Origin of the sequence: Dyella japonica (assembly GCF_040545895.1) — a bacterium.
Taxonomy (GTDB): Bacteria; Pseudomonadota; Gammaproteobacteria; order Xanthomonadales; family Rhodanobacteraceae; genus Dyella; species Dyella japonica_D.
The window spans coordinates 111,903-134,359 of sequence record NZ_JBEPMU010000001.1; the positions used below are offsets into that span (position 1 = coordinate 111,903).

20 protein-coding genes are annotated in these 22,457 nt (G+C 64.2%); 7 read left to right on the forward strand and 13 right to left on the reverse strand.

Annotated features, from left to right (window positions below; genetic code table 11):
• Positions 1 to 17: 17 nt before the first annotated feature.
• On the reverse strand, positions 18 to 881 hold the full coding sequence (locus ABIC75_RS00560; protein WP_354011914.1) for an NmrA family NAD(P)-binding protein: 864 nt from the start codon (positions 879 to 881) through the stop codon (positions 18 to 20).
• Between the two features lie 118 nt (positions 882 to 999).
• Between ABIC75_RS00560 and ABIC75_RS00565 the strand changes: the two genes are divergently transcribed.
• Positions 1,000 to 1,911, forward strand: coding sequence for a LysR family transcriptional regulator (locus tag ABIC75_RS00565; protein WP_354011915.1), 912 nt, complete (start codon positions 1,000 to 1,002; stop codon positions 1,909 to 1,911).
• Positions 1,912 to 1,987: 76 nt separating this feature from the next.
• The gene (gene tadA / locus ABIC75_RS00570; protein WP_354011916.1) at positions 1,988 to 2,452 is read left to right on the forward strand and encodes a tRNA adenosine(34) deaminase TadA; all 465 of its coding nucleotides are present in this window, start codon (positions 1,988 to 1,990) and stop codon (positions 2,450 to 2,452) included.
• Positions 2,453 to 2,665: 213 nt separating this feature from the next.
• Here the strand turns inward: tadA and ABIC75_RS00575 are convergent, their stop codons facing one another.
• The 6 genes from ABIC75_RS00575 to ABIC75_RS00600 form a co-directional block, all read right to left on the reverse strand.
• Positions 2,666 to 3,592, reverse strand: coding sequence for a CHAD domain-containing protein (locus tag ABIC75_RS00575; RefSeq protein ID WP_354011917.1), 927 nt, complete (start codon positions 3,590 to 3,592; stop codon positions 2,666 to 2,668).
• Between the two features lie 76 nt (positions 3,593 to 3,668).
• Complete coding sequence (locus ABIC75_RS00580) at positions 3,669 to 4,460, reverse strand: NAD-dependent protein deacetylase (protein WP_354013038.1); 792 nt, start codon at positions 4,458 to 4,460, stop codon at positions 3,669 to 3,671.
• 61 nt (positions 4,461 to 4,521) lie between these two features.
• Positions 4,522 to 5,238 carry an HAD family hydrolase gene (locus ABIC75_RS00585; RefSeq protein ID WP_354011918.1) on the reverse strand — a complete coding sequence of 239 codons (717 nt, stop codon included), beginning with the start codon at positions 5,236 to 5,238 and terminating at the stop codon, positions 4,522 to 4,524.
• Positions 5,239 to 5,393: 155 nt separating this feature from the next.
• The gene (locus ABIC75_RS00590; RefSeq protein WP_354011919.1) at positions 5,394 to 6,341 is read right to left on the reverse strand and encodes an alpha/beta fold hydrolase; all 948 of its coding nucleotides are present in this window, start codon (positions 6,339 to 6,341) and stop codon (positions 5,394 to 5,396) included.
• Between the two features lie 49 nt (positions 6,342 to 6,390).
• Positions 6,391 to 7,140: an SDR family oxidoreductase gene (locus tag ABIC75_RS00595; RefSeq protein ID WP_354011920.1), complete on the reverse strand. Its 750-nt coding sequence runs from the start codon at positions 7,138 to 7,140 to the stop codon at positions 6,391 to 6,393.
• Between the two features lie 410 nt (positions 7,141 to 7,550).
• On the reverse strand, positions 7,551 to 9,320 hold the full coding sequence (locus ABIC75_RS00600) for an amidohydrolase (RefSeq protein ID WP_354011921.1): 1,770 nt from the start codon (positions 9,318 to 9,320) through the stop codon (positions 7,551 to 7,553).
• Between the two features lie 233 nt (positions 9,321 to 9,553).
• On the opposite strand from ABIC75_RS00600, the gene ABIC75_RS00605 reads away from it, so the two are divergent.
• Positions 9,554 to 10,792, forward strand: coding sequence for an OprO/OprP family phosphate-selective porin (locus ABIC75_RS00605; protein WP_436407862.1), 1,239 nt, complete (start codon positions 9,554 to 9,556; stop codon positions 10,790 to 10,792).
• Between the two features lie 114 nt (positions 10,793 to 10,906).
• On the opposite strand, the gene ABIC75_RS00610 is transcribed toward ABIC75_RS00605, so the two are convergent.
• The 5 genes from ABIC75_RS00610 to ABIC75_RS00630 all read right to left on the reverse strand — a co-directional run bounded on the left by ABIC75_RS00610 (position 10,907) and on the right by ABIC75_RS00630 (position 17,214).
• Entirely contained in the window at positions 10,907 to 12,340 is a 1,434-nt protein-coding gene (locus ABIC75_RS00610) for an amidohydrolase family protein (protein WP_354011922.1), read from the reverse strand.
• Between the two features lie 55 nt (positions 12,341 to 12,395).
• Positions 12,396 to 13,688, reverse strand: coding sequence for a thiolase family protein (locus ABIC75_RS00615; protein ID WP_354011923.1), 1,293 nt, complete (start codon positions 13,686 to 13,688; stop codon positions 12,396 to 12,398).
• A 30-nt stretch (positions 13,689 to 13,718) separates the two neighbouring features.
• Positions 13,719 to 14,204, reverse strand: a complete 486-nt coding sequence (msrB, locus tag ABIC75_RS00620) for a peptide-methionine (R)-S-oxide reductase MsrB (protein ID WP_354011924.1) — start codon at positions 14,202 to 14,204, stop codon at positions 13,719 to 13,721.
• A 73-nt stretch (positions 14,205 to 14,277) separates the two neighbouring features.
• Positions 14,278 to 14,664 (reverse strand): TraR/DksA family transcriptional regulator, encoded by a 387-nt coding sequence (locus tag ABIC75_RS00625; protein WP_354011925.1) that lies wholly within the window; start codon positions 14,662 to 14,664, stop codon positions 14,278 to 14,280.
• A 108-nt stretch (positions 14,665 to 14,772) separates the two neighbouring features.
• The gene (locus ABIC75_RS00630) at positions 14,773 to 17,214 is read right to left on the reverse strand and encodes a TonB-dependent receptor plug domain-containing protein (protein WP_354011926.1); all 2,442 of its coding nucleotides are present in this window, start codon (positions 17,212 to 17,214) and stop codon (positions 14,773 to 14,775) included.
• A gap of 380 nt (positions 17,215 to 17,594) precedes the next feature.
• Between ABIC75_RS00630 and fusA the strand changes: the two genes are divergently transcribed.
• From fusA to ABIC75_RS00650, 4 genes are all read left to right on the forward strand, one after another.
• A complete protein-coding gene (gene fusA / locus ABIC75_RS00635; RefSeq protein ID WP_354011927.1) occupies positions 17,595 to 19,724 on the forward strand; it encodes an elongation factor G in 2,130 nt (709 codons plus the stop codon).
• A gap of 149 nt (positions 19,725 to 19,873) precedes the next feature.
• Positions 19,874 to 20,566 carry a YoaK family protein gene (locus ABIC75_RS00640; RefSeq protein ID WP_354011928.1) on the forward strand — a complete coding sequence of 231 codons (693 nt, stop codon included), beginning with the start codon at positions 19,874 to 19,876 and terminating at the stop codon, positions 20,564 to 20,566.
• Positions 20,567 to 20,611: 45 nt separating this feature from the next.
• Positions 20,612 to 21,151, forward strand: coding sequence for a Dps family protein (locus tag ABIC75_RS00645; RefSeq protein WP_354011929.1), 540 nt, complete (start codon positions 20,612 to 20,614; stop codon positions 21,149 to 21,151).
• Between the two features lie 141 nt (positions 21,152 to 21,292).
• Positions 21,293 to 21,493: a hypothetical protein gene (locus tag ABIC75_RS00650; RefSeq protein ID WP_354011930.1), complete on the forward strand. Its 201-nt coding sequence runs from the start codon at positions 21,293 to 21,295 to the stop codon at positions 21,491 to 21,493.
• Between the two features lie 73 nt (positions 21,494 to 21,566).
• On the opposite strand, the gene ABIC75_RS00655 is transcribed toward ABIC75_RS00650, so the two are convergent.
• Entirely contained in the window at positions 21,567 to 22,250 is a 684-nt protein-coding gene (locus tag ABIC75_RS00655) for an aspartyl/asparaginyl beta-hydroxylase domain-containing protein (protein ID WP_354011931.1), read from the reverse strand.
• Positions 22,251 to 22,457: the final 207 nt, after the last annotated feature.

Here is a 22,457-nt window from a genome sequence, read left to right on the forward strand (position 1 = left end):
TGCCTCGTCATCGACAGTCAGGAGGTGCGTTCGACCAGCTTGCGCAGCACGGTGTCCAGCGGGGTGCCGGCCTTCAGCGAGCTAGGCTGGCCGTGTTCGAAGTCGATCCAGCCTTCATTGAAGCCATCGAGCATACGCATGCGAGGTTCGGGATGCTGCATGCCCTGCGTGAGGAACAGGTGTTCCCACGTGTCGCGCGGCACGGCCTCGGTGCGCACAGGGTGTCCAAGCGCCTTGGCGAAGCCGTTGGCGATGTCCATGGCCGAGTAGCGCTGCGGTCCTTCCAACTCGATCACGCGGTTGCCTTGCCAATGCTCCCGCAACGTCGCCGCGATGGTGCGGGCGATGTCGGCGGTGGCGACCATGGGAATGGGGTGGTCGAGCGGCTGCAGGAAGCTGGGGATCAGGCCGGCACGCGCCGCGGCGACATCCCATGAGGCGTTTTCCATGAACCACGCCGCGCGCACGAAGGCCGTTGGAATGGGCAGCTCGCGCAGGGCGGATTCGACCATGCGGGAGTTGTTCAACAGCGAGAACGTTTCCACGTGCGCGCCCACCGTGGAGAGGAACACCAGCTTAGCCGGACGCGCCACCTCGACTGCGCGACGAACGGCGGCGATCACCTTCTGCACGGCGGGAAAGCCCGGCGCAGGGTCGTAGTCCGGCGGAATCATCAGGAACACGCCGTCGGTGCCATTGAATGCGTCTGCCAGCGCCTTCGCGTCATCGCTCCCGGCAAGGGCAATCTCGCAGCCGCGCTCGGCCCACGGGCCAGCCTTGGCCTTGTCGCGCAGCACCGCACGCACGCGCTGGCCTGCGTCCAGCAGCCCGTTCGCCACCTGGCCACCTACCTGGCCCGTCACACCCATTACGGCATACATGTTCGCAACTCCTCATATCGGCGGCACCGGCCGCATCCGGATGAGGATTCTGGTCTCGTGCCACTCGTTTCGCGATAACATCAATGACAATGGATAAGTGACAAAAGGGCACGAATCGATGGCCTTCGACGAGCGCATGTTGAACGGCATGAGCGTGTTCACCGCCGTGGTCGACGGCGGCAGCTTTGCCGCGGCCGGCGAGATGCTGGACATGTCGCCACCCGGCGTCAGTCGGGCCATTGCGCGGCTGGAGGCGCGGCTGGGCATCCGCCTGTTCGACCGCACCACGCGCTCGGTTCGCCTGACCGATGAAGGGCGCCGCTTCCACGCGCAGGTGATGCCTTTGCTGGCCGGGCTGGAAGAGGCCGCATCGAGCGCGGCGGAGGGCGCCACGATGGTGCGCGGGCGGTTGCGCGTGCACATGGATCCGCTGTTCTCGCGCCTGGTGCTGGCGCCTCGCATCGGTGAATTCATGGATGCCCATCCACAGCTACAGGTGGAGCTGGCCACGCGTGACCAGTTGGGCGACATCGTGGCCGATGGCTTCGACCTGGCCGTGCGCTTCGGCGAACCGCCCGATTCCAGCCTGGTGGCGCGCAAGCTGCTGGTAACGCGCATCCTGACCGTGGCATCGCCCGCCTACCTGCGCCGGCATGGCCGGCCCCAGCATCCGCAGGAACTGGAAGGCGACCGCCACGTATGCATCGAATTTCGCGATCCAGCCACCGGCCACACCTTTCCGTGGGAGTTCCATCGCAAACGCAAGCGGCTCGCCATCAAGACCTCGGGCCGGCTGGTGGTCAACGATGGCGGCACCATGCACAGCGCCTGCGTGGCGGGCTACGGTATTGCGCAGGTGATGGCCGTGGCCACCGCGCCGTTGGTGGCGAGCGGGAAATTGGTGGATCTGTTCCCCGACTGGCCAGACGAACGCTTTCCGCTCTACGCGCTTTACCCTTCGCGCCACCACCCCTCGGCCAAGGTGCGCGCCTTCCTCGATTTCGTCGTGGCCATCACGGCAGCGGTCTAGCCGACGCTGCGGACGATAGAATGGCCAACCCTGCCGCCTGTTTGCCGATGTGATGACCGACGATCTTTCGCCTCAGATGCCAACGTTCTCCCCCGAGGACGAGGCCTATATGCGCCGTGCGCTGCAGCTCGCCGGGCATGCGCGCGATGCGGAAAACGAAGTGCCGGTCGGCGCCGTGCTGGTGCAGGGCGACGAGATCATCGGGCTGGGCTGGAACCGCAACATCACCCTCAACGATCCCAGCGCACACGCGGAAATCATGGCGCTGCGGGCGGCGGGCGAAAAACTGTCCAATTACCGCATGCCGGGCGCCACGTTGTACGTTACGCTGGAGCCCTGCGCGATGTGTTCCATGGCGCTGGTGCACGCGCGCATCGGGCGCGTGGTGTACGGCGCAACCGATCCGAAAACCGGCGCCGCGGGCAGCGTGTTCGATACGCTGATTTCCGATCGCCACAACCATCGCGTGACCGTGGAAGGCGGCCTCTTGGCCGAAGAAGCATCGACCATGCTGCGCGAGTTTTTCCGCGCCCGGCGCTAAAGGCCTGCTTGAAATCTCGCAGGCGATGTAGATACCTCATCGTCATTCCGGCGCAGGCCGGAATCCAGTAGCGAGTGCATCAGGTTGTCGCCGCAGACTGCTGCTCAAGCGCTTCGCGAAAATCCCCCACCGACGCTACTGGATTCCGGCCTGCGCCGGAATGACGATGCGGGAAATCGACGTTGGTTCGGAATGTCGATCGCTTGCTACGAATTAATGCGCAGCCTTGCGCCAATAGGGATTCAATTTTTCGAGTTTCGCCAGCGAATGCATGGCCTCTTCCGAGGCGTGAAACGCCGTGCGCTTGCCCCATCCGCGAAACGGCTTCAGCAGGGTTTGCGTATCTTCTGCGACAAGGAAGTCGCGAATCAGCGTACGGCCCGTCATGCGGTCGTGCGCCAGGCCCAGGTGTCCCTGCAGGTCGGCCAGTTGCTTGAGCCATGCGGACGTGGCCTGCTTCGGAAACGCATGCTGGTACAGCTCGACGCTGTAGCGCATCTTCTTGGTGGCGCTGCGCAGGCGATGCAGCCGTTTCTGGCCGCCATCCAGTTTGGCGGCGCGCTTCTTGAGCGTGTCCCAGCGTTGCTGGAGGGCGGCGGCTGCCAACTTGCGTATCTGATTGTCTGTCGGCGGCTCGACCGTTTGCACCCAGTGACGCCATGACTGCAACGACGCAGCAAGGTTGTGCTTCTTGAGTTCGACAACGGCCTGCTTGTGCGCTTCTTGTTGCCGTTCGGACAGCGCTTTGTTCGCGGCATCCACGCCGGGAAGCTGAGCGTGATCCTTGTCCAGGAAGGCGGGTAGGGTCTCCTGTGCCAGGATGTCGAGGTCGCGCGATTGTCCGGTGGCTTCGCGGCAAGACTTCAGATAAGCCAGCACGTCGCGCAGATCGTCATCGGAAAGCGCAGTGAGGTCGTTGAGCGTGGCCGTGACGCGGCGCAGGTTGACGCGCCATGCATGCAGCAACTTGGGTTCGTAGGGTTGTTCAAGCAGGCGCTTGCGCGCATCGAATGCCTTGGCGAAATAGCCGTCCAGCGCCTCGCATACGCGGTCGAACTCCGATGGCTTCCTCGGCCCGCCCTTGGCGCGGGCGGAAGAAGCGCGCGACGGCGTGGCGCGATGTTGAAGCCTGGCATTCATGCAGTGATTCCAGACGACCGGGATGTCTACTCTGCATCAAATGGTCACAATGCGCGAGCGGCATCCGACCGCGTCTTCATGACACGAAGGCGAGCGCCTCGGCGCACGATTGTTCGATCTTGAGGCTGAGCAGTGGATCGGCCCGCGTCTTGCCAAGGTTCACCGCTGCGATGGGCTTGCCCTCGCGGGCCGCCGCGGCAGCGAATCGATAGCCGGAAAACACCATCAGCGAGGAGCCCACCACCAGCATGGCGTCGGCCTCGTTCAGCGATGTGACGGCCGCGTCAACGCGATGACGGGGTACGTTTTCGCCGAAGAACACCACGTCGGGTTTCAGGATGCCGCCGCAATGCGGGCAGGGCGGCACGTCGAAGCGCGAGAAGTCGCGGCCCTCGAGGTCGGCATCGCCATCGGGCGCATCGCCCGCATCGAGCAAGGCCCAGGTCGGATTCGATTCCACCAGCATGTGCTGGAAGGTGTCGCGTGGCAGACGCGCGTCGCAACTCATGCAGCGCACTTCGTCCAGTCGCCCATGCAGGTCGATGACGTTGCGATGCCCGGCGGCCTGATGCAGGCCGTCCACGTTCTGCGTAAGCAGGGTAGAGACGCGGCCTTGCTCTTCCAGCCGCGCCAGTGCGCGATGGGTGGCGTTGGGTTGCGCGCGTCCGAAGCGGCGCCAACCGACCAGGCTGCGCGCCCAATAGCGCTGGCGCGTGGCCTGCTCGCCCATGAAGGCCTGGTAGGTCACCGGCTGCGGGCGTTTCCAGCCGCCGTTAGCGTCGCGGTAATCGGGAATGCCCGAGTCCGTGCTGCAGCCGGCGCCGGTCAGCACGAACAGGCGCGGATGCGCTTCCACGAACTCGCGCAGGCGTGCGCGATCCCATTCGACGTTTCCCGCCGTGGTGTCGATGGATGCGTCGACGGCGAATTCAGGCAACGGCACGGCCCTGCAACTCATCGATGGCGGCGGCGATGCCGTCGGGATGTTCCACCTGCACCACGCGCGAGCCGTGATCGACGAAGTCCGTATCGGTCTCGTGCGCCCAGGTCACGTGATAAGGCATGTAGACGCCCCAGCCGCCCATGTCGACCACGGGTGCGATATCCGAACGCAGCGAATTGCCCACCATGGCGAAGCGCGTGGGTGAGAGCTGGAATTCATCGAGCACGGTGCGATACGCACGCTCATCCTTCTCCGAAACGATCTCGATGCGGTGGAACAGGTCGGCAAGGCCGCTGCTGGCCACCTTCTGTTCCTGGTGGAACAGGTCGCCCTTGGTGATGAGCACCACGCGATGATGCTGCGCCACCGCTTCCACGGCGGCGCGAATGCCGGGGAGCAAGTCCACTGGATGCGCCAGCACCTGCTTGCCTAGTTCGATGATGCGATGCAGGTCGGTGGCGCTGATGCGTTGCCCGGTGATGTCGATGGCCGACTCCAGCATCGACAGCGTCATGCCCTTGGCGCCATAACCGAACAGCTTGATGTTGCGCCGCTCGGTGGCGAGCAGGCGGTCGTGCACGCGAACGTCGGCGAGGTCGATGTACTCGCCGATGATGCGTTCAAATTCACCATGCGCCGACTGGTAATAACCTTCGCTGTGCCACAGCGTGTCGTCGCCGTCGAAACCTACCAGTTCAATCACTTCTTCACCCGGTTGCCGTACTGGCCGTGCCAGCGATATGGGGCCATTTTCCCAGAAAACAGCCGGTATCGCGGTTGGCGTGGAGGGGCCGTCGGGTGAGACGCGGCAACGCGAAGGCGGCCGGCAGGTGCCGGCCGCACGCGTCTTGCCCTGGCTTAGTGCGTGGCCTGTGCCGGCGCGCCGTTGTTGATGAAGCTCACCAGTGCGGGGATGGTCTGCTCCGGTGCTTCTTCCATCAGCCAATGGCCGGAACCCTTCACGATCACGCCCTGCACGTGGGTGTCGACCAGCTTGGCCTGGGTGATGAGGAAATCGCCCGAGGCCTTCTCGCCGGCAAGCACCAGCATGGGCATGGTCAACGGCTTCTGTGCGAAGCCCGCGAAGTCCTGCGCGTCCTGCGGGAAGGCGTGGAAATATTCGAAGCCTGCCTTCATGCGGCCCGGCCGTGCGTACTGGCGGGTGTAGTACTGGCGGTCAGCCTCGGACATCGAATGCTTCGGATCTGCGGCGAAGTCGTTCCAGAAGTGCTCAAAGTAGATGCGTTCGCGGCCGTCGACCAGCTTCAACGGCGTTTCGCCGTAGAAATTGAAATGCCACTTGTCGCGCAGCAGCCACACTTTCTCCCAATCGCCCACGCCGGGAAGGAAGGCATCCATCAACACGATGCTCTCCACCTCATCGGGATATTGCGCGGCATAGGCGTAGGCCACCATCAGGCCGATGTCATGGCCGACGATCTTCACCTTGTGGTAGCCCAACTTTTGCACCAGGGCGTGGATGTCCTGCGCCATGGTCTTCTTGTCGTAGCCCGTCGCAGGCATGGACGAATCGCCCGCGCCGCGCAGATCGGGAGCAATCACCACGCGGCGATCATCGAGCTTGGCGATCAACGGCAACCACATGTGGCTGGTTTCGGCGTAGCCGTGCAACAGGATGACGGGCGTGTCCGCACCTGCTCCGGCCTGCAGGTAGTGCAACTGCACGCCGTTGACGCTGGCTGTGTGTTGTTCCACAGCGGGCGTGTTCGCGTGCACCGCGGCCTGCAGGGCGAGCGAGGCGAGCAACGCCACCGCAAGGCGGCGTATCGACTGCAAGGTCTTCATGATCAACTCCTGTAAGTGCCCGGCCGCAGGCGGCGACCGGGCGAGGCGATTACAGCTGGCTCATGCCGCCGTCGGTGATGATCTCGGTGCCGACGATGAAGGCCGATTCCGGCGCGGTGAGGTGAAGTACGGTGGAGGCGATTTCAGCGGACGTACCGAAGCGGCCCAGCGGCACCTGCGACTGGATCTGCGCGGCCGTGGCTTCGAGCGTGGCCTGATCCAGGCCCAGCTTACCGTAGAGAGGCGTTTCGACCGGGCCCGGGCTGACCACGTTCACGCGCGCACCCAGCGGCAGCAGTTCGGCAGACAGCGTCTTGGCCAGCGAAATCACCGCGGCCTTGCTGGCGGCATACACCGACGAGGTCGGCATGCCGATGTGCGCGTTGATCGAGCCATTGATCACGATGGACGCGCCCTTGTTGAGCAGCGGCACCAGCGCCTGGATCTGGAAGTAGGGGCCCTTCACGTTGACGTTGAAGGTCTGGTCCCACAGGGCTTCGTCCACCGACTCGAACGGCGCGAGCTTGGCGATGCCGGCATTGAGGAAGATGCCGTCCAGGCGGATGCCCTTGGCGCCCAGCGCACTGGCCAGTTCCTTGGCGCCCGCCACGCTGCTGGCGTCGTTGCGGATGGCGATGGCCTGCGCACCGATCGAAGCGCGGGCCTGTTCCAGGGCCGCTTCATCGCGGCCCGTGATGATGACGCGCGCGCCTTCCGCGGCGAACGCCTGTGCGGTGGCAAGGCCAATGCCGCTGTTGCCGCCGGTGACGAGGATGGTCTTGTCGTTGAAACGGTTCATGGCGTGTTCCCTTGAGGGTGTGTGGTTGATGAAGCCATGCTGCGCGCCAGCGTGGGCGTTGCCGTGCCACGTTTCCGATGAACACGTTCGATGGCGTCGAACGTCCTGCGGGAGTTCTTCGAGTGCCCCTTTGATGCCCGTGCCGTGCTTGCGTATCACGCCGTCGTGTCATTCGGGCGACGGATGCATAACCTTCAAGGCACGAGTCTGTTCAAATCTCGCCCCGCATCGATTTGCCTCATCGTCATTCCGGCGAAAGCCGGAATCGAGTGCCTTTAATCTTTGGTCACTGCCAAAAAGTCGCTGGATGACCAGCCACTCGGCTGTTGAAGAGCGCCTCCGGCTTTCGCCGGAATGACGGGTGGCAAGCGTGGAGTTTTTTATTCAATGGCGACACGGCGGCAGCGTAATCATCGCTGCGCGCGGCCACCATCACGCGAAGACGACGCTATCGTATCGGCTTCTTCCTCGCCAGGCCGTTTCCGCCAGCAACCGCTGCCGTGGCTCACGGGCGACCATTCCGGCAACGGCATGGGCGGCGGCAGATCGAAAGCGCGGAAATCGCCTTGCGCGTAGACCACGCGCCCATCCATCACGGTGAGCTCGGCGACGATCTGGCGGATGTCCTCGTCGGGCACGCTGAAGTAATCCTGCGAGAGGATGGCGAAGTCGGCGTACTCGCCGATGTCGAGCTGGCCCTTGCTGCCGCCCTCGCCGGAAAACCAGGTGTTGTCTTGCGTGTGCAGCGCAAGTGCGCTGGTGCGATCCAGTCGGTCCTCGGGCGGATAGAGCGTCTGGCCGCCCAGCGTGCGGCCGGTGGTGAGCCAGTAGAGCGTGGTCCATGGATCCATGCCGGCGGCCGTGGTGCCGCCCGAGCCGACGCCCAGGTGCAGGCCGGCGTCGAGCATGCGGCGAATCGGCGGCGTATGCGAGGCAACGTCGGTACCGTGACGTTCCAGAAAATACTCGCCCTGGTACGCCATGCGCGGTTGCAGGTTGATGCCGCCACCGAGTCGCGCGACGCGCTCGATGTTTCGCGCGCTGATAGTCTCCGCGCCGTCGAAGAACCAGGGCAGGGCGCGCAAGGTCATGTCCGCATCGACGCGTTCGAGGACATCCAAGGCCATGCCGATGGTGTCGTCGTAGACAGCATGCAGGCGCCACGGCCATCGGCGCGCCACCAGTCGCCTCACGATGTCTTCCAGGTCCACCGCCGTCTGGGCGGTGAGCTGCGGTGGCGGCTGCCGGAAGTTGTCGTAGTCCATGGCGGCATGCACGAGCACTTCGCCCGCGCCGTTGAAGCGGAACAGCTCATCGCCGTCGCCGTAATGGTTGATGGTGCACCAGTGCAGGAAGTCGCCGGTTTCTCCGCCCGGCGTTTGCGCGGCCAGGTGATAGGCCACGCGCACAGTGAGCAGATGATGCTGGGCCAACTCTTCCATGGCCTTGTAGTCGTCGGGATAGTGCAGATGCGCGGCGCCGGCATCGATGACGCTGGTGATGCCCAGCCGATTCAGTTCGCGCATGGTCTGGCGCAAGCTGTTGACCTGGTATTCGTGCGGCAACATGGGGGCGTGGGCGAGCGTCTGGCGAAATACTTCGGGCGTTGGCGTCGCGATCAACAAGCCCGTGGGCCGACCATCGTCATCCCATTCGATATGGCCGCCCGGTGGATCGGCGGTCTGACCGTCATAACCACAGGCAGCGATGGCGGCGGCGTTGAGCAGGGCCCGATCCTGCAGGTGCTGGACATAGACCGGCGTGGATGGCGCGATCGTGTTCAGTTCTTCCAGTGTCGGCAGGCGTCGTTCGGCGAACTGGTGTTCGCAGAAACCGCCCACCACGCGTACCCATTGCGGCGCTGGCGTGCGTGCCACCTGTTCGGCCAGCATGCGCAGCGCTTCCGCCAGCGTGGGTACGCTGTCCCAGCGCAGTTGCTGGTTGTAGTCCAGACCCGTGGCGATCAGATGCTGGTTTGCGTCGATCAGTCCTGGAATCACGCGTCGCTTTCCCGCGTCGATCACCACCGTGGCGGGGCCGGCGAGCGAACGTATCTGTCCGTTGGTGCCCACGGCCACGATGCGACGACCGTTCACGGCCAGCGCCTGCACTTCGGGCCGCTGCGCGACACCCGTGTGGATCTTCGCGTTGTGAACGATGAGCGTCGGGTACACGGCCATGGGCATCGCCTTGTTGCCAATCCGCTACGGCGATCAGGTTGCTTTGGCGGGCGTCTAGCTTTCGTGACTGTGCCCGGGCGGTGTCAAGCAGTGGGGTCATATCGCCCGGCGAATGAACCGGTAGATTGGCCGGGGTGCAGCGCGGGACCCGGGTCATGTGCATATGCACAAAAGTCATTTCCTGGCCCGGCAACGATTGGACAGCATGCGGTTACTCGTTGGGAGGCGAGGCCATGAACACAATCACGTCCGCAGGCATCGTGGTCACCTTGCGTCGCGCATTCGTCGCGATGGCGCTCGCATGCGCGTGGCCGGTATGTTGTCTGGCGGACAACTATGACTTCTACAGCAACTGGCCCACGCATGTGTCTGCCGCGGACGGCACCGACTTCGGCCTGGCCGTGCTCTACCAGTACGACATCAACCAGTTCTCCAATGACGCCGGCAAGTTCGAAGACGCCAACACCAACCGGCGTCGCTACTTCGGTTTCTACTTGCGTAAGCCGGGCGTGTACGACGCCATCGCGCAGTACGACTTCCAGGCCAAGCAATGGGCCGACGCGTTCGTGCGTTTCCGCAGCGCCGGCGTCTTCGGCAAGGACGTGGGCAATTTCCGCTTCGGCTACTCGAAGACGCCGGTGGGGTTCGAAGGCGTCACCAGTACCTCCGCCACCACCTTCATTGAAGCGGCGTTGCCGACGCAGGCCATCTGGGAAGGGCGTCGCGCAGGGTTCGACTGGGCGCTGGTACGGCCGCATTTCATCATCAATATCGGCGACTACTTCTGGCGCAAGGATTTCGACGGCAACAACCCCGGAAGCACCTGGGCCATGCGCGCGGCGTGGATGCCGCTGAACAAGCCGGGCGATGTATTGCATCTTGGAGTATCGGCTTCGCGCGAAAAGCTCGATTGGGCCGATGAAGGCTCGGTGCCCTCGGTAGCGCGCTTGCGCTCACGTCCCGAGGACGGCCTCTCGCCGGTGCGATTGGTGGATACGGGAAATCTTCCCTACAGCAAGAGCGTGCAACGCCAGGGCTTCGAAGCCTTGTGGATACGCGGGCCGTGGTCGCTGCAGGGCGAGTACCTGCAGGCGCAGGTAGATCGCACCAATGGCAAGCCGAACGTGGACGTGAACGGCTTCTACGTGTTCACCACCTGGACGCTCACGGGCGAGTCGCGTTTCTACAGTGACGGCAACGTGGCCGATCGCCGTTACAACGGCCGCGACCTGCAGGCGGTGCGACCGACCCATGCCTGGGGCGCCGTGGAACTCGCGTTGCGCTACAGCGAGCTGGATCTCAACGATGGCGCCATCACCGGCGGCAGGGAACACGACTGGACGGTGGGCGCCAACTGGTACATCGGCGAGCACCTGAAGTTCCAGACGAACTATGTGTGGGCGTTCAGCGATCGTGGGAACCTGAAAGTGAATCCCCGCATCTTCGAAGTGCGGGCACAGGTTTATTTCTAAGTCTGTTCAACCTTGCGTTGACTCCCATGCTCGTCATTCCGGCGTGCGCCGGAATGACGAGCAGAGGTGCGAGGTTCGCCATCGACGCCCGCAATGGGTGCCGATGGCGAAGCTTCAATGCAGGCCCACGCTGTCCCGCGTGGCGTCGAAGATCTTCTGCGTGTCGTAGCCCACGCCATTCTTGAACACGAACGGCATATGCTCGATGTCCGCCGTGTGCCTGGCCGGATCGCCGTCGATCAGCACCAGGTCTGCGCGCTTGCCGACGGCGAGCGTGCCGACGTCGGCATCGCGACCGAGATACTTCGCGCCGTTGGATGTGGCCACCTTCACCGCCTGCTCGAAACCGAAGCCGGCTTCCACCAGCAGTTCCACTTCGCGCTTGGACGAGTAGCCCGGCACCACACCGCCGTAGCCGGTGGGGTCGGTGCCGGCGAGCAGCAGGCCACCGGCATCGGCGTATTGCTTCTCCATGCGGGCGAGCTTGAGGTAGGTCTCGGGCGTCATTCGCGACTTGCTGTTCTGCACCTTGTCCCAGGTGGCCTCGTACTGCGCACGCACTTCGGGAAGCATCAGGTCCAGCGCGCCCTGCGGCGCCTTGGGCCGGTTCGGCACGAAGGTTTCGAACACAGTGAGCGTGGAGGTGAGCGCCACGTGGTGGTTGATCATGTCGCGCATCAGCAGCTTCACGTCCGCGGACTTCGGATCGACGGCGGCGAGCGAATCGTTCACGCCGGGGCTCTTGGGGCAAACGTCAGGCTGCTTGTCCTTGACGAAATCGCTGGACACGAAGAAGCCGTGCTCCAGATTGTCGATGCCCATGTCCACCGCTTCGCGGTAGGTGACGGAACACAGGTGCGCGGTGACCTTGGCCTTGCGCTCGTGCGCGGTGTCGATCACGCGCTTCAGTTCGTCGCGCGTGATCTGCATGTACGCCTTGTATGAGGTGACACCCTCGTCGGACCAGTAGTTGACGGTGCGCTCGGCATCGTCCGGCCCGCTCAGCACGTGCACGGCGGGAATGGGCAGGCCCGGGCCGTTGAGATAAGGGCCGGTCACGTCCATGTCGGGGCCGACGACCTTGCCCGCGGCAATGGCGTCGCGCACGTTGAGGTCGGCATACGGCATCATCGAGCCGGCCGTGCGCATGGTGGTGGTGCCGCCGGCCAGATACAGGCGAGGAAAGCTGTAGCTCATCTCGTTGTATTCGACGCCGCCGGCCGGATAGAACATGTGCTCGTGCACCATCACGAAGCCGGGCATGAGCGTCTTGCCCTTCGCGTCGATGACCTTGGCGTCCTGCGGTACTTTCACCTTGCTGCTCTTGCCCAGCGCAACGATGCGGCCCTTGTCGATCACCAGCGTCTGGTCACGCGCTGCCTTGGCGCCGGTGCCATCGATCACGGTGGCGTGGGTGAAGGCGATCAGCGGCTGATCGTAGGCAACGAAATCCTTGTCGCTGGGCGGCTTGGTGTCGGCCGCCCATGCGCTGGCGGTGGACAGCAAGCCGGCGATAGCGATGGTGAAAAGTGAACGCTGCAATGCCATGGTGCTCCCCCTCGTGAAAGTGGGGAGCATCGTAGCAAGCAGCGTCGTCGCCGGATCAACCCGCTTCGAGCAAGGCCACCGTGCCCTGGCCGCCATCGGCGCAGATGCTGACGATGGCGAGCGTGCCGGCCGGCTGCGCCGCCAGTTCCTTCACTGCCTGGCTGAGGATGCGCGCGCCGGTGGCACCGAACGGATGGCCAATGGCGAGGCTGCCGCCGTTGGGGTTCACGCGATCGCGCGGGAACGGTCCGAAGTCGCGGTCCACGCCGGCCTTGCGCGTGAGGAACTCGCGGCTTTCCAGCGCAGCGATGTGGAACAGCACCTGCGCCGCGAACGCTTCGTGGATTTCCCACAGCGCGATGTCGTCATAGCGCAGGTTGTGACGCGCCAGCAGCTTGGGTATGGCAAACGCAGGCGCCATCAGCAGGCCTTCCACGCGGAAGTCGACGGCGGCGATTTCCCAGTCCACCAGCTTCACGCGCGGCACGTGCGCGGGGATGCGATCCAGGCCTTTCTCGCTGGATACCCACAGGCCGGCCGCGCCATCGGTAAGCGGCGAGGAGTTGCCCGCGGTCAGCGTGCCTTGCCCGGTGGTGCGGTCGAAGGCTGGCGGCAGTTTGGCGAGTTTTTCCAGCGAGCTATCCGCGCGGGGAATGCTGTCGCGACGGAAGTCGCCCACGGGTATCACCAGGTCATCGAAGAAGCCGCTGTTCCATCCCGCGACGGTGCGCTGGTGGCTGCCCAGCGCCCAGGCGTCTTCGTCCTCGCGGCGCACATGCCAGTCTTTCGCGGTGATCTCGGTGTGCTCGCCCATGCTCAGGCCCGAGGTGCGATTGACGATGCCGGGGATATACAGGCGCACGTCGCCGGCCTTCAACGTGAGCGCATGCGACACCTTTTCGCCGACCGAGCGAGCCTTCTGGAACTGGCGAATCCAGTCGGAGAGGCTTTGCGGAAGCCCCAGCTGCACGCGGCTCAGGCTGTCCACGCCGCCCACCAGGGCCAGCTGCAGGCTGTCGTTGTCCAGCATGCCGGCTGCTTCGATCATGCCGATCATGCTGGTGGAGCAGGCCATGATGGTGGAGAAGGCCGGAATGGTGGCCGGCGCGCCGGCATCCATCAGCACTTCGCGCGCGATGTTGCTCCAGGTGAGGTTGGGCACCACCGCGCCCCACGCCGCGAAATCCGGCCGCTTGCCCTCCGGCAGGCTGGCGAGCATGTGCTGCACCACCGGCACCGACAATGCGATGGCGTCCTGCGAGGCCAGCGCACCGTCCACCTTGGAGAACGGCGTGCGCACGCCGGAGGCCAGCCAGACCGGCTGGCTATAACGCGACTTCAGGGTCATGAGAGTGTCCTGACGGCGAAATGGAAGGGATCAGGCGAACAGGTTCCAGACCGCCCCTTCGGGCGCACCACGCTCCAGCTTGTCCGGCAGCGGGTCGGTGGATGCCACGAATTCGAGCGAGACGGAGTTGATGCAGTAACGCTGATGCGTCGGCGGCGGACCGTCGTCGAACACATGGCCCTGGTGGCTGCCGCAGCGCACGCAGCGGATCTCGGTGCGCACCATGCCGTAGCTGGTGTCGCGCACATAGGCCAGGTGCTTCTCGTCGAAGGGGGTGGTGAAGCTCGGCCAGCCGGTGCGGCTGTCGAACTTGTTGCCGGCGAGGAACAGCGGCAGGCCACACAGGCGGCAGCAATACACGCCTGCGCGCTTCTCGGTAAGCAGCACGCCGCAGAACGGCGATTCGGTGCCGTGATCGAGCAGCACCTGGCGCTCGTCGGCGGTCAAGGTCGCCGCGAGCGCATCGAATTGCAGAGGGGTGGGAGGGGACAGGTCGAAGGTGGGACGTTGGTTCACGGCTTGCTCTCCTCGGCGAACATCTCGGAGCGGATGCCCGGCTTCCCACAAGATCGGGGCGCCGGCGCGTGGCTCAAGGGGTTTGCCGTCCGCGTTCGCGCGCTTCCTCCTCCTTCACGGTGAGCACGGCCTCGGGGGTGGCTTCCAGTCGCGCCTTGGGGATGGGGTCGCCGCTTTCGTCGGACAGCCCGTAGCTGCCTTCGTCGATCTTCTGCAGGGCGCGCTCGATGTCGGCTACGCGTTGTTCGTCCACGTCATGCTGCGCCTGGCGTACTTCCTCCAGCGCGAGATCCTGGGCGGAATCCTCGAACTCCTCGGGCTCGTCGCCGTGTTCTTCGGTGTAGGCACGCTTGCGCGCGTTGACGTTCAACTCGCCGCCGAGCACCTGTTTGCGCAGGGTCTCCAGGCGCTTGTGCTGCTGGGCGATGAACTCGGGACTGAGGTGCGACTGCTCGGCCATGGTAGTGATTCCCTCGGATGGATCATCCCCTAGCTATGGCATACGCCTCGTTCGTGCGTGGTGAAGAAAGCTCGCGCCGGCGGGCAAGGCCCGGCCGGCGCGACGCACTTACCAGCGGTAGGCCACCTTGCCGTAGACATAGGCGCCGTTGAAGCCGAACGGCGAGAACACCGAGTAGGGCATGGTGCCGTTGTTGTCGTTGGCGTGGATGACCCGGTCGGGGTAGGTGTTGAGCACGTTGTCGCCGCCGAGGGTGAAGGTCCAGCGGTCGAGGTTGTAGTTCACCGCCAGGTCCAGGATCCACTTGGCGCCGAAGGTCTGGTCCAGCGTGGCCGTGGTGGAGTTGTACGACACGAAGCTGCCGTAGCGCGTCAGCGTGCCGTTGAAGCTCCAGCGGCTGAGGTTGTACACCTCGTTGAGGATGAGCTTGCTGCGCGGCGTGGTATCGGCCAGCAGGCCGTACTGGTCGCGGCGGTCGATGCGCTTGAGGTTGATGCCGAGCTGGTTGAGGATGGCCGGGTTGGCCTTGATGTCGGTCACCTTGTTCTTGTTGTAGTTGTAGCTCAGCGTGCTCTGCAACGAACCGGCCGAGCCGAGGTCGCTCAGGTAGCTGGCCACCAGGTCCACGCCGCGCGTGCGTGTATCCACGGCATTGGTGAAATAGGCAATGCCGCTGTAGTTGGTGTTGGTGACGCCGTTGGCCGCCAGGTACGCCTGCACCGCGGGCGAGGTGGTGGCGAGATTGCTCGACAGCGTGATGCGGTTGTCGATGGTGATCTGGTAGATGTCCAGGCTCAGGTTGAGCGCATCGAGCGGATTCCACACCGCGCCGAACGTGTAGTTGTGCGACTTCTCCGGCTGCAGCGGCTGCGCGCCCAGCAAGGTGCCGACGGTGCTGTTCACCGGCACCAGCCCGGTGTTGTAGATGCCCGGCGGCAATTGCAGCGAATTGCCCGCGCCGTAATAGAGCGATGAGGTGTACGAATAATGCTGCTGCGCCAGCGACGGCGCACGGAATCCGGTGGATGCGCTGCCGCGCAAGGCGAAGCGGTCGGTGAAGTCGAAGCGGCCGGCGAGCGCGCCTGAGGTGGTGTTGCCGAAGTCGCTGTAATCTTCGTGGCGCAACGCCGCCGACGCACTGAAGCGATCCGTGAGGTTCGATTCCAGGCTCACGTATTCGGCCACGTCGTGGCGGCTGTAGGAGCCGGCATCGGTGGGCTGATAGCCGCCGAAGCCCTGCGCGCCGCCGGAGACGCCGGACGTACCCGTGTACCAGGAAGTCAGGTCGCCGGCGTCGATCTCGTAGGTCTGCCGCAGGTATTCGGCACCAAAGGCCAGCGTCACCGGGTTGGGCAGCCAGCTGGTGGAGAACTCCTTGGCGATATCCACGTCGAAGGACTGCTGCGACGAGTTGAGAATGCCGTCGTGGAACTCGGTGGGGCTATAACCGAAGTCATGCAGGAAGGCGCGATTCACGCTGTTCTCGGTGGCATACGACACGCGGTTGCCGCCGTAGTTGCCGCTCACGTCCCAGCGCCAGCCGCCTTCGGTCTTGCCGCGGATGCCGATGACCAGCGCGCGGTCGGTCGAGTCGGCGTGTTCCAGCGGCAGGTAGCCATTGGGATAGAGGGACGGCACCGAGTTGCTGTTGGCCAGGTTGCGGAAGAACGCGGGCGAGGTGGTGTTGCGCTCGCTGTAGTGGCCAAAGGCATAGAGCTGCACGTTGGGCGTGAGGTCGAACTGCGAATTGAGGAACAGGTTGTGGTCCTGCACCGCGGGATCGCCGTAGCGCTGCGTGGTGCCTTCCCAGGGGCGCGTGCGATTGGGTTCGGCGCGGTTGGTGTAATCCTGGTTGCCGTCCTGCAAGGTGAAGCGGATCCAGCCCTTGTCGCTGAGCGGAATGCCGAAATTGGCCGAACCCTGCCACTGTCGCCCGTCTCCCGCGGAATACTGGCCGCCGGTGACATCGACTTCGCCGCCTTGCGCGCCTTTCTTCAGCACGATGTTGATCACGCCGGCGATGGCGTCGGAGCCGTACTGGGCGGATGCGCCGTCGCGCAGCACTTCGATGTGATCCACGGCACCGATAGGAATGGTGTTGAGATCCACCGCCTGCGAACCGCGGCCGAGCACGCCGTTGGTGAGCAGGATCGCGCCCGGATGCCAGCGCTTGCCGTCCACCAGCACCAGCACCTGGTCCGGCGACAGGCCGCGCAATTGCGCGGGACGCTGAGAGTCGGCCGTGTCGGCCGCCGAGGGGCGCGGGAAGGTGAGCGACGGAATGATGCGGGCGAGCGCCGTGGTGAGTTCCGTGGTGCCGGTCTGCTTGAGCGCTTGCGCAGAGACCACGTCGATGGGCGTGAGCGAACTGCTTTCGGTCCGGTTGTCCACGCGCGTACCGGTGACGATCACGGTGCCGAGTTTCTTGGCGTTTTCGGTGGAGGGCGGGGGTGGGGTGGCGTCCTGTGCGGAGGCCTGGGAGAGGATCGAAAAAAGTGCAACGGCGAGGACGCCAGGCGCGGCCTTGAGGCCGACGGAGTTCTTATGCATGTGGTGGTTTTCCCCAGTCTGAAATGCTGTGACGCGATGCAGCAATTGCAGGCTAGTGGCCTTTGTCAGTTCGCGTCAACAGACGTATAGACGTCCAAACATGTCCAATGAACTTTGGTTGTCAGCTCATAACGTGACGTCATGAGCATGCCGCCTCGGCGGCAGCTCATGGCGTGACCGGGGTGGCAGAAAAGGAGGCTGCGCCGGGCGCGTCCTTCACGCAGCCTTGAATTTTCGGTTTTCTTAGTGGCTGATTTGAAAGGATTTCACGCGACATTGATGCTTGACTGAACGACCCTATATTGGGCGGAGCGCCGGGCGGGCTGTCGTTGTGGGTCGCGTGCCTGGCTGGATTGCACTTTTCATCAAGGCGGGACGTCATGGCACGCAAGAAGTCGCTTGAGCTCTATCGCAACATCGGCATCATCGCGCACATCGATGCCGGCAAGACCACAACCACTGAGCGCATCCTGTACTACACGGGCAGGAAGCATCAGATCGTGGACGTGCACGACACGAAGGACGGCAAGGGCTCTACCACCACCGATTACCTGGAGCAGGAGCGCAAGCGCGGCATCACCATCCAGTCGGCGGCGGTGTCCACCGAATGGAAAGGCCACCAGATCAACCTGATCGATACGCCAGGCCACGTCGATTTCACCATCGAGGTGAATCGCAGCCTGCGCGTGCTCGACGGTGCCGTGGTGGTGTTCGACGGCGTAGCGGGCGTGGAGCCGCAGACCGAGACGAACTGGCGCCTTGCCGACCAGTACAACGTGCCGCGCCTGTGCTACGTCAACAAGATGGACCGCACCGGCGCCAACTTCGAGCATTGCGTGAAGGGCATCCGCGAGCGCCTTGGCGCCAGCGTGCTGCTGTGCCAGGTGCCGCTGGGCAGCCACGACGAATTCATCGGCATGGCCGATCTGGTGGCCGGCGTGGGTTACCTCTGGAAGGGCGACGACAAGGACAGCCCCTGGGACACCGTGCCGCTCAACGAAATCGCCAGCCGCGTGAAATTCACCACGGCGGCGGATCAGGCGTGGGTCGACAATCTTGAAAAGCTGCGCCAGGAAACGCTGGAATACGCGCTGGCCATGGACGATGCCGCGTTCGATCGCCTGATCGAAACGGGCGAGTTCGACCAGGAAACCTTGAAGGAATGCATCCGCAAGGGCTGCGTGTCCGGCAAGCTGGTGCCGGTGTTCTGCGGCTCGTCGTACCGCAACAAGGGCGTGCAGCAATTGCTGGATGGCGTGATCGATTACATGCCTTATCCCGGCGAGAACGGCGGCATTGCGCTGGTGGACGAAGACGGCCACATCACCGGCGAACAGGGCGTGATCGACGACGCGCCCGCGCGTGCGCTTGCCTTCAAGGTGATCAACGACCAGTTCGGCACGCTCACCTTCTGTCGCGTGTATTCGGGCGTGATCAAGAAGGGCGACACGCTGCAGAACGTCACGCGTGGCAAGAAGGAGCGCATCGGTCGCATCGTCGAAGTGCAGGCCAACGCGACCAAGGAAATCGACGAGGTTCGCGCGGGCGACATCTGCGCGTTCGTGTCGCTGAAGGAAACGGAAACCGGCGATTCGCTCTCCGACCCCGCGCATCCGGCGCTGCTCGAACGCATGCGCTTCCCCGATCCGGTGATCAGCGTGTCGGTGGAACCCAAGAGCCGCAACGACATCGACAAGCTGTCGTCGGCGCTCTACAAGATGGTGAAGGCCGATCCGTCGTTGCGCCTGGAAATGGACAAGGAAACCGGCCAGACGGTGCTCAAGGGCATGGGCGAGCTGCACCTGGAGGTGACCATCGACCGCATGCGCACCGAGCTGGGCGTGGATGCCAACATGGGCAAGCCCAAGGTGAGTTTCCGCGAGGCGTTCGGTCGCACGGTCGAACACACTTACACGCACAAGAAGCAGTCGGGTGGTTCGGGCCAGTTCGCCGAAGTGACCATGATCTTTGAGCCGCAGGCATCGGGCAGTGGCGTGGTGTTCTCCGATGAAATCGTCGGTGGCCGCGTGCCGCGCGAATACATTCCGGCGGTGGAGCACGCGGTGAACGTGGAGTCGCGCGAAGGACAGATCGCCGGCTACGAAGTGGTGGATTTCAAGGCGCGCCTGATCGACGGCAAGTTCCACGACGTCGACTCGTCCGCGCTGGCGTTCGAAATCGCCACGCGCCAGTGCTTCCGCGAAGCGCAGAAGCTGAGCAAGCCCAAGTTGCTGGAGCCGGTGATGCGGCTGGAAGTGGTGACCGAAGCCGATTACCTCGGCGACGTGATCGGCGACATCAATCGCCGTCGCGGCACGGTGAGCGACCAGGGACAGAAGGGCACGCAGGCCTTCGTGCAAGGCTTCGTGCCGTTGGCGGAAATGTTCGGCTACATCAACTTCCTGCGCTCGGCCACGCGCGGTCGCGGCACCTTCACCATGGAGTTCGACCATTACGAGGAAGTGCCCGCCAACCTGGTGGATACGTTGATGGAGAAAGAGTCGAAATAACCGCCTCGATGGTCACGCCGCGTAGCGTTCCGCGCTCGCGGCGTGACGGATCGGTCGAGCGCGATCCTTCCTCGCGCGGCCGACATCAAGGGGAAATACATGGGGTGCGCGCTCGATCATCGAGCCTGATTCCGCAGGAGCGCAAAGGCATGGCTGAGAAACCCTGGTTGCCCACCATCCTGAGCGTGATGGCGGGTTACGTCGACACCGCCGGCTTTCTTGCGCTGCACGGCTTGTTCACCGCGCATGTGACGGGCAACTTCGTCACTCTCGGTGCAGCGCTGGTGAACGGCACCTCGGGCATCGTGGCCAAGCTGCTCGCGTTGCCGGTGTTCTGTGTGTTCGTGATCGGGGCGCGTCTGTTGCGCTATCGCCTGGTGGCCGTCGGACAGCCGGTGGTGCGGTCGCTGCTGGCGATCAATCTGGCGCTGTTTCTCGTGGCCATGGTGCTGGCCATTCGGTATGGACCGTTTCCGCAGGGCGACAGCATGGTCGCCACGCTCACCGGCATGACCCTGGTGGGCGCCATGGCGGTGCAGAACGCCTTGCACCGCGTGCACATGGCCGGCTACCCGCCGTCGACCCTGATGACGGGCACCACCACGCAGATCATGCTGGACGTGGCCGATCGCCTCTGCGGCGTACCCGACGAGCAGAGGGCCGTCATCGACCGCCGGCTGGGGCGCATGAGCGTCGCCGTGCTGGCCTTTGCCATCGGTTGTGCGGTCGGTGCGCTGGTATATGCTTTCGGCAGCATGTGGTGTTTTGCCGTGCCGCCACTGCTGGCCGTGGCTGCGCTGATGCGCCACGCCGATGCCTCGCCCGTGGCGACATCGAAATGACATTTAAGGGTCCATACTCGTAGGGCCAACAGCGGAGAAACCTCAATGAGCAAGACCAGCAAGGCCAAGGGCGACACCAGTGCCGCCAAGACCCGTCAGAAGGCGGCGCTCAACACGCCTTCCGCGCTTGGGGAGAAGGCGACGCGTGACATTTCCGGCGAGCTCAATGCTCTGCTGGCGGACATCCTGGCCCTGTACCTGAAGACCAAGAACTTCCACTGGCACATGTCCGGCCCGTACTTCCGCGATTATCACCTGCTGCTCGACGAGCAGTCGGACGAGATCTACGCCACGGTGGACCCCATTGCCGAGCGCGTGCGCAAGCTGGGCGGCACCACGCTGCGTTCGCTGGGCCATGCCAAGCGGCTGGCGCGCCTGTCCGACAACGACGCCGAGTTCGTGACGCCGGACGACATGCTGGCCGAGCTGCGCGAAGACAACCAGCGCCTGGCCGGCTACATGCGCGCCACGCATGAGCTTTGCGACGAGTACAAGGACGTGGCCACGGCCAGCCTGCTCGAGAACTGGATCGACGAGGCCGAACGCCGCGTGTGGTTCCTGTTCGAGACCAGTCGTCACGCCTGATGCGGCAAGCCCGTGGCTGGCATCCGCTGGTCACGGGCATTCCGTTCCGCGACGCGCGTGCCCCGCGGAATGAGCGCGAAGTGAGTCGTGAGGCTGCGCATGCGCGCGCGTTGTAGCGCTCGGCGTTGCCGAGGACACGTCATGTCCAGTCGAAACAAAACTCCCTCCAACCATGCCGACGACCCTCGTCGCCATCGACCGGAAAATCCCGCAAAGCGCTTATCCCGCAAAGAGGCCGAGCTGCATAGCCAGGCCCTGCAGGACGAGGCGCTGGAAGAAACGTTTCCTGCCAGCGATCCGGTGTCGCCGTTTATCGCAGCTCGACCCCACAAGCATCATTGACTGAGGCGACTGCTTGATCGAGCGGCGGCGCGATGGCGTGCGGATGAAGCGCCGCGCGTCGGCCGAGGGTCTCTCAGGAAAAACCACGCCAGCGCGCCACCATGCCGACGCCGCGCGTCACGGCGCTCGACAGCAGGCGCAGGTCCAGCGGCATGTCCGGGCGGCGCACATCCAGCAGCAGCGCCACGCGTGTGTGCTCGCTGCGGTTCCACACTTCGTGCGGATACGTGTCGTCCCACAACAGCTGCTCGCCGTTGCCCAGGCGATGCTCGTCGCCGGCCAGCCATAGCACGGTGCCAGGGCGTCCATCCTCGGCCGGCGGCACTTCCAGGTTCAGTTGGTAACGCAGGATGCCGCGGAACGGGCCGGTGTGACGCGGTATGTGCTTGTGCGGCGCCAGGAAGGAAATCGTGGCCGAGAGCACATCGGGACACGCCGCCAGCAGCTCCGACAGGAAGGGGCAGTGAGCCTGGTTTGCGCGGATGTCCTGTCCGTAGATCTTGAGCAGGAACATGCGCCAGTCGCGCCCGTCGGTGGCTGAGATATCGGCCTGCGCCGGCATGATCTCGTGGAAGCGCGGAATGGGTTGGGCGCTTTCGAGTATGGCCATGGCCTCGCCGCGAATCACCTCCCACGCGTCGTGGAAGCGATGGCCGTCGTGAAAGTAGGTGTCGATGGCCAAGACGGGCGGAGTGTTGATGCGAGCGTCGTAGAAACGGCGGATGGCCCGCGATGACAGCTCGTAGAGCGAATCCATCTTCGGTTTTCCTTTCTTCTTCTGCTCGGTGGGCTGGCTCGCCCCGGCGCCACGCGGCTGCGTCCTCCGGCAGTCCGCGTGTTGCACGGTAGCGACAGGAATCTCCTCGTCTCGTGAACGCGCGACGCGCGCGCTGGCCGACAACCGGGATCACTCATTTCAGATGAAAAAAATCGCCTTTCCGGCTGTTTTTTCGTGAGATTTTTC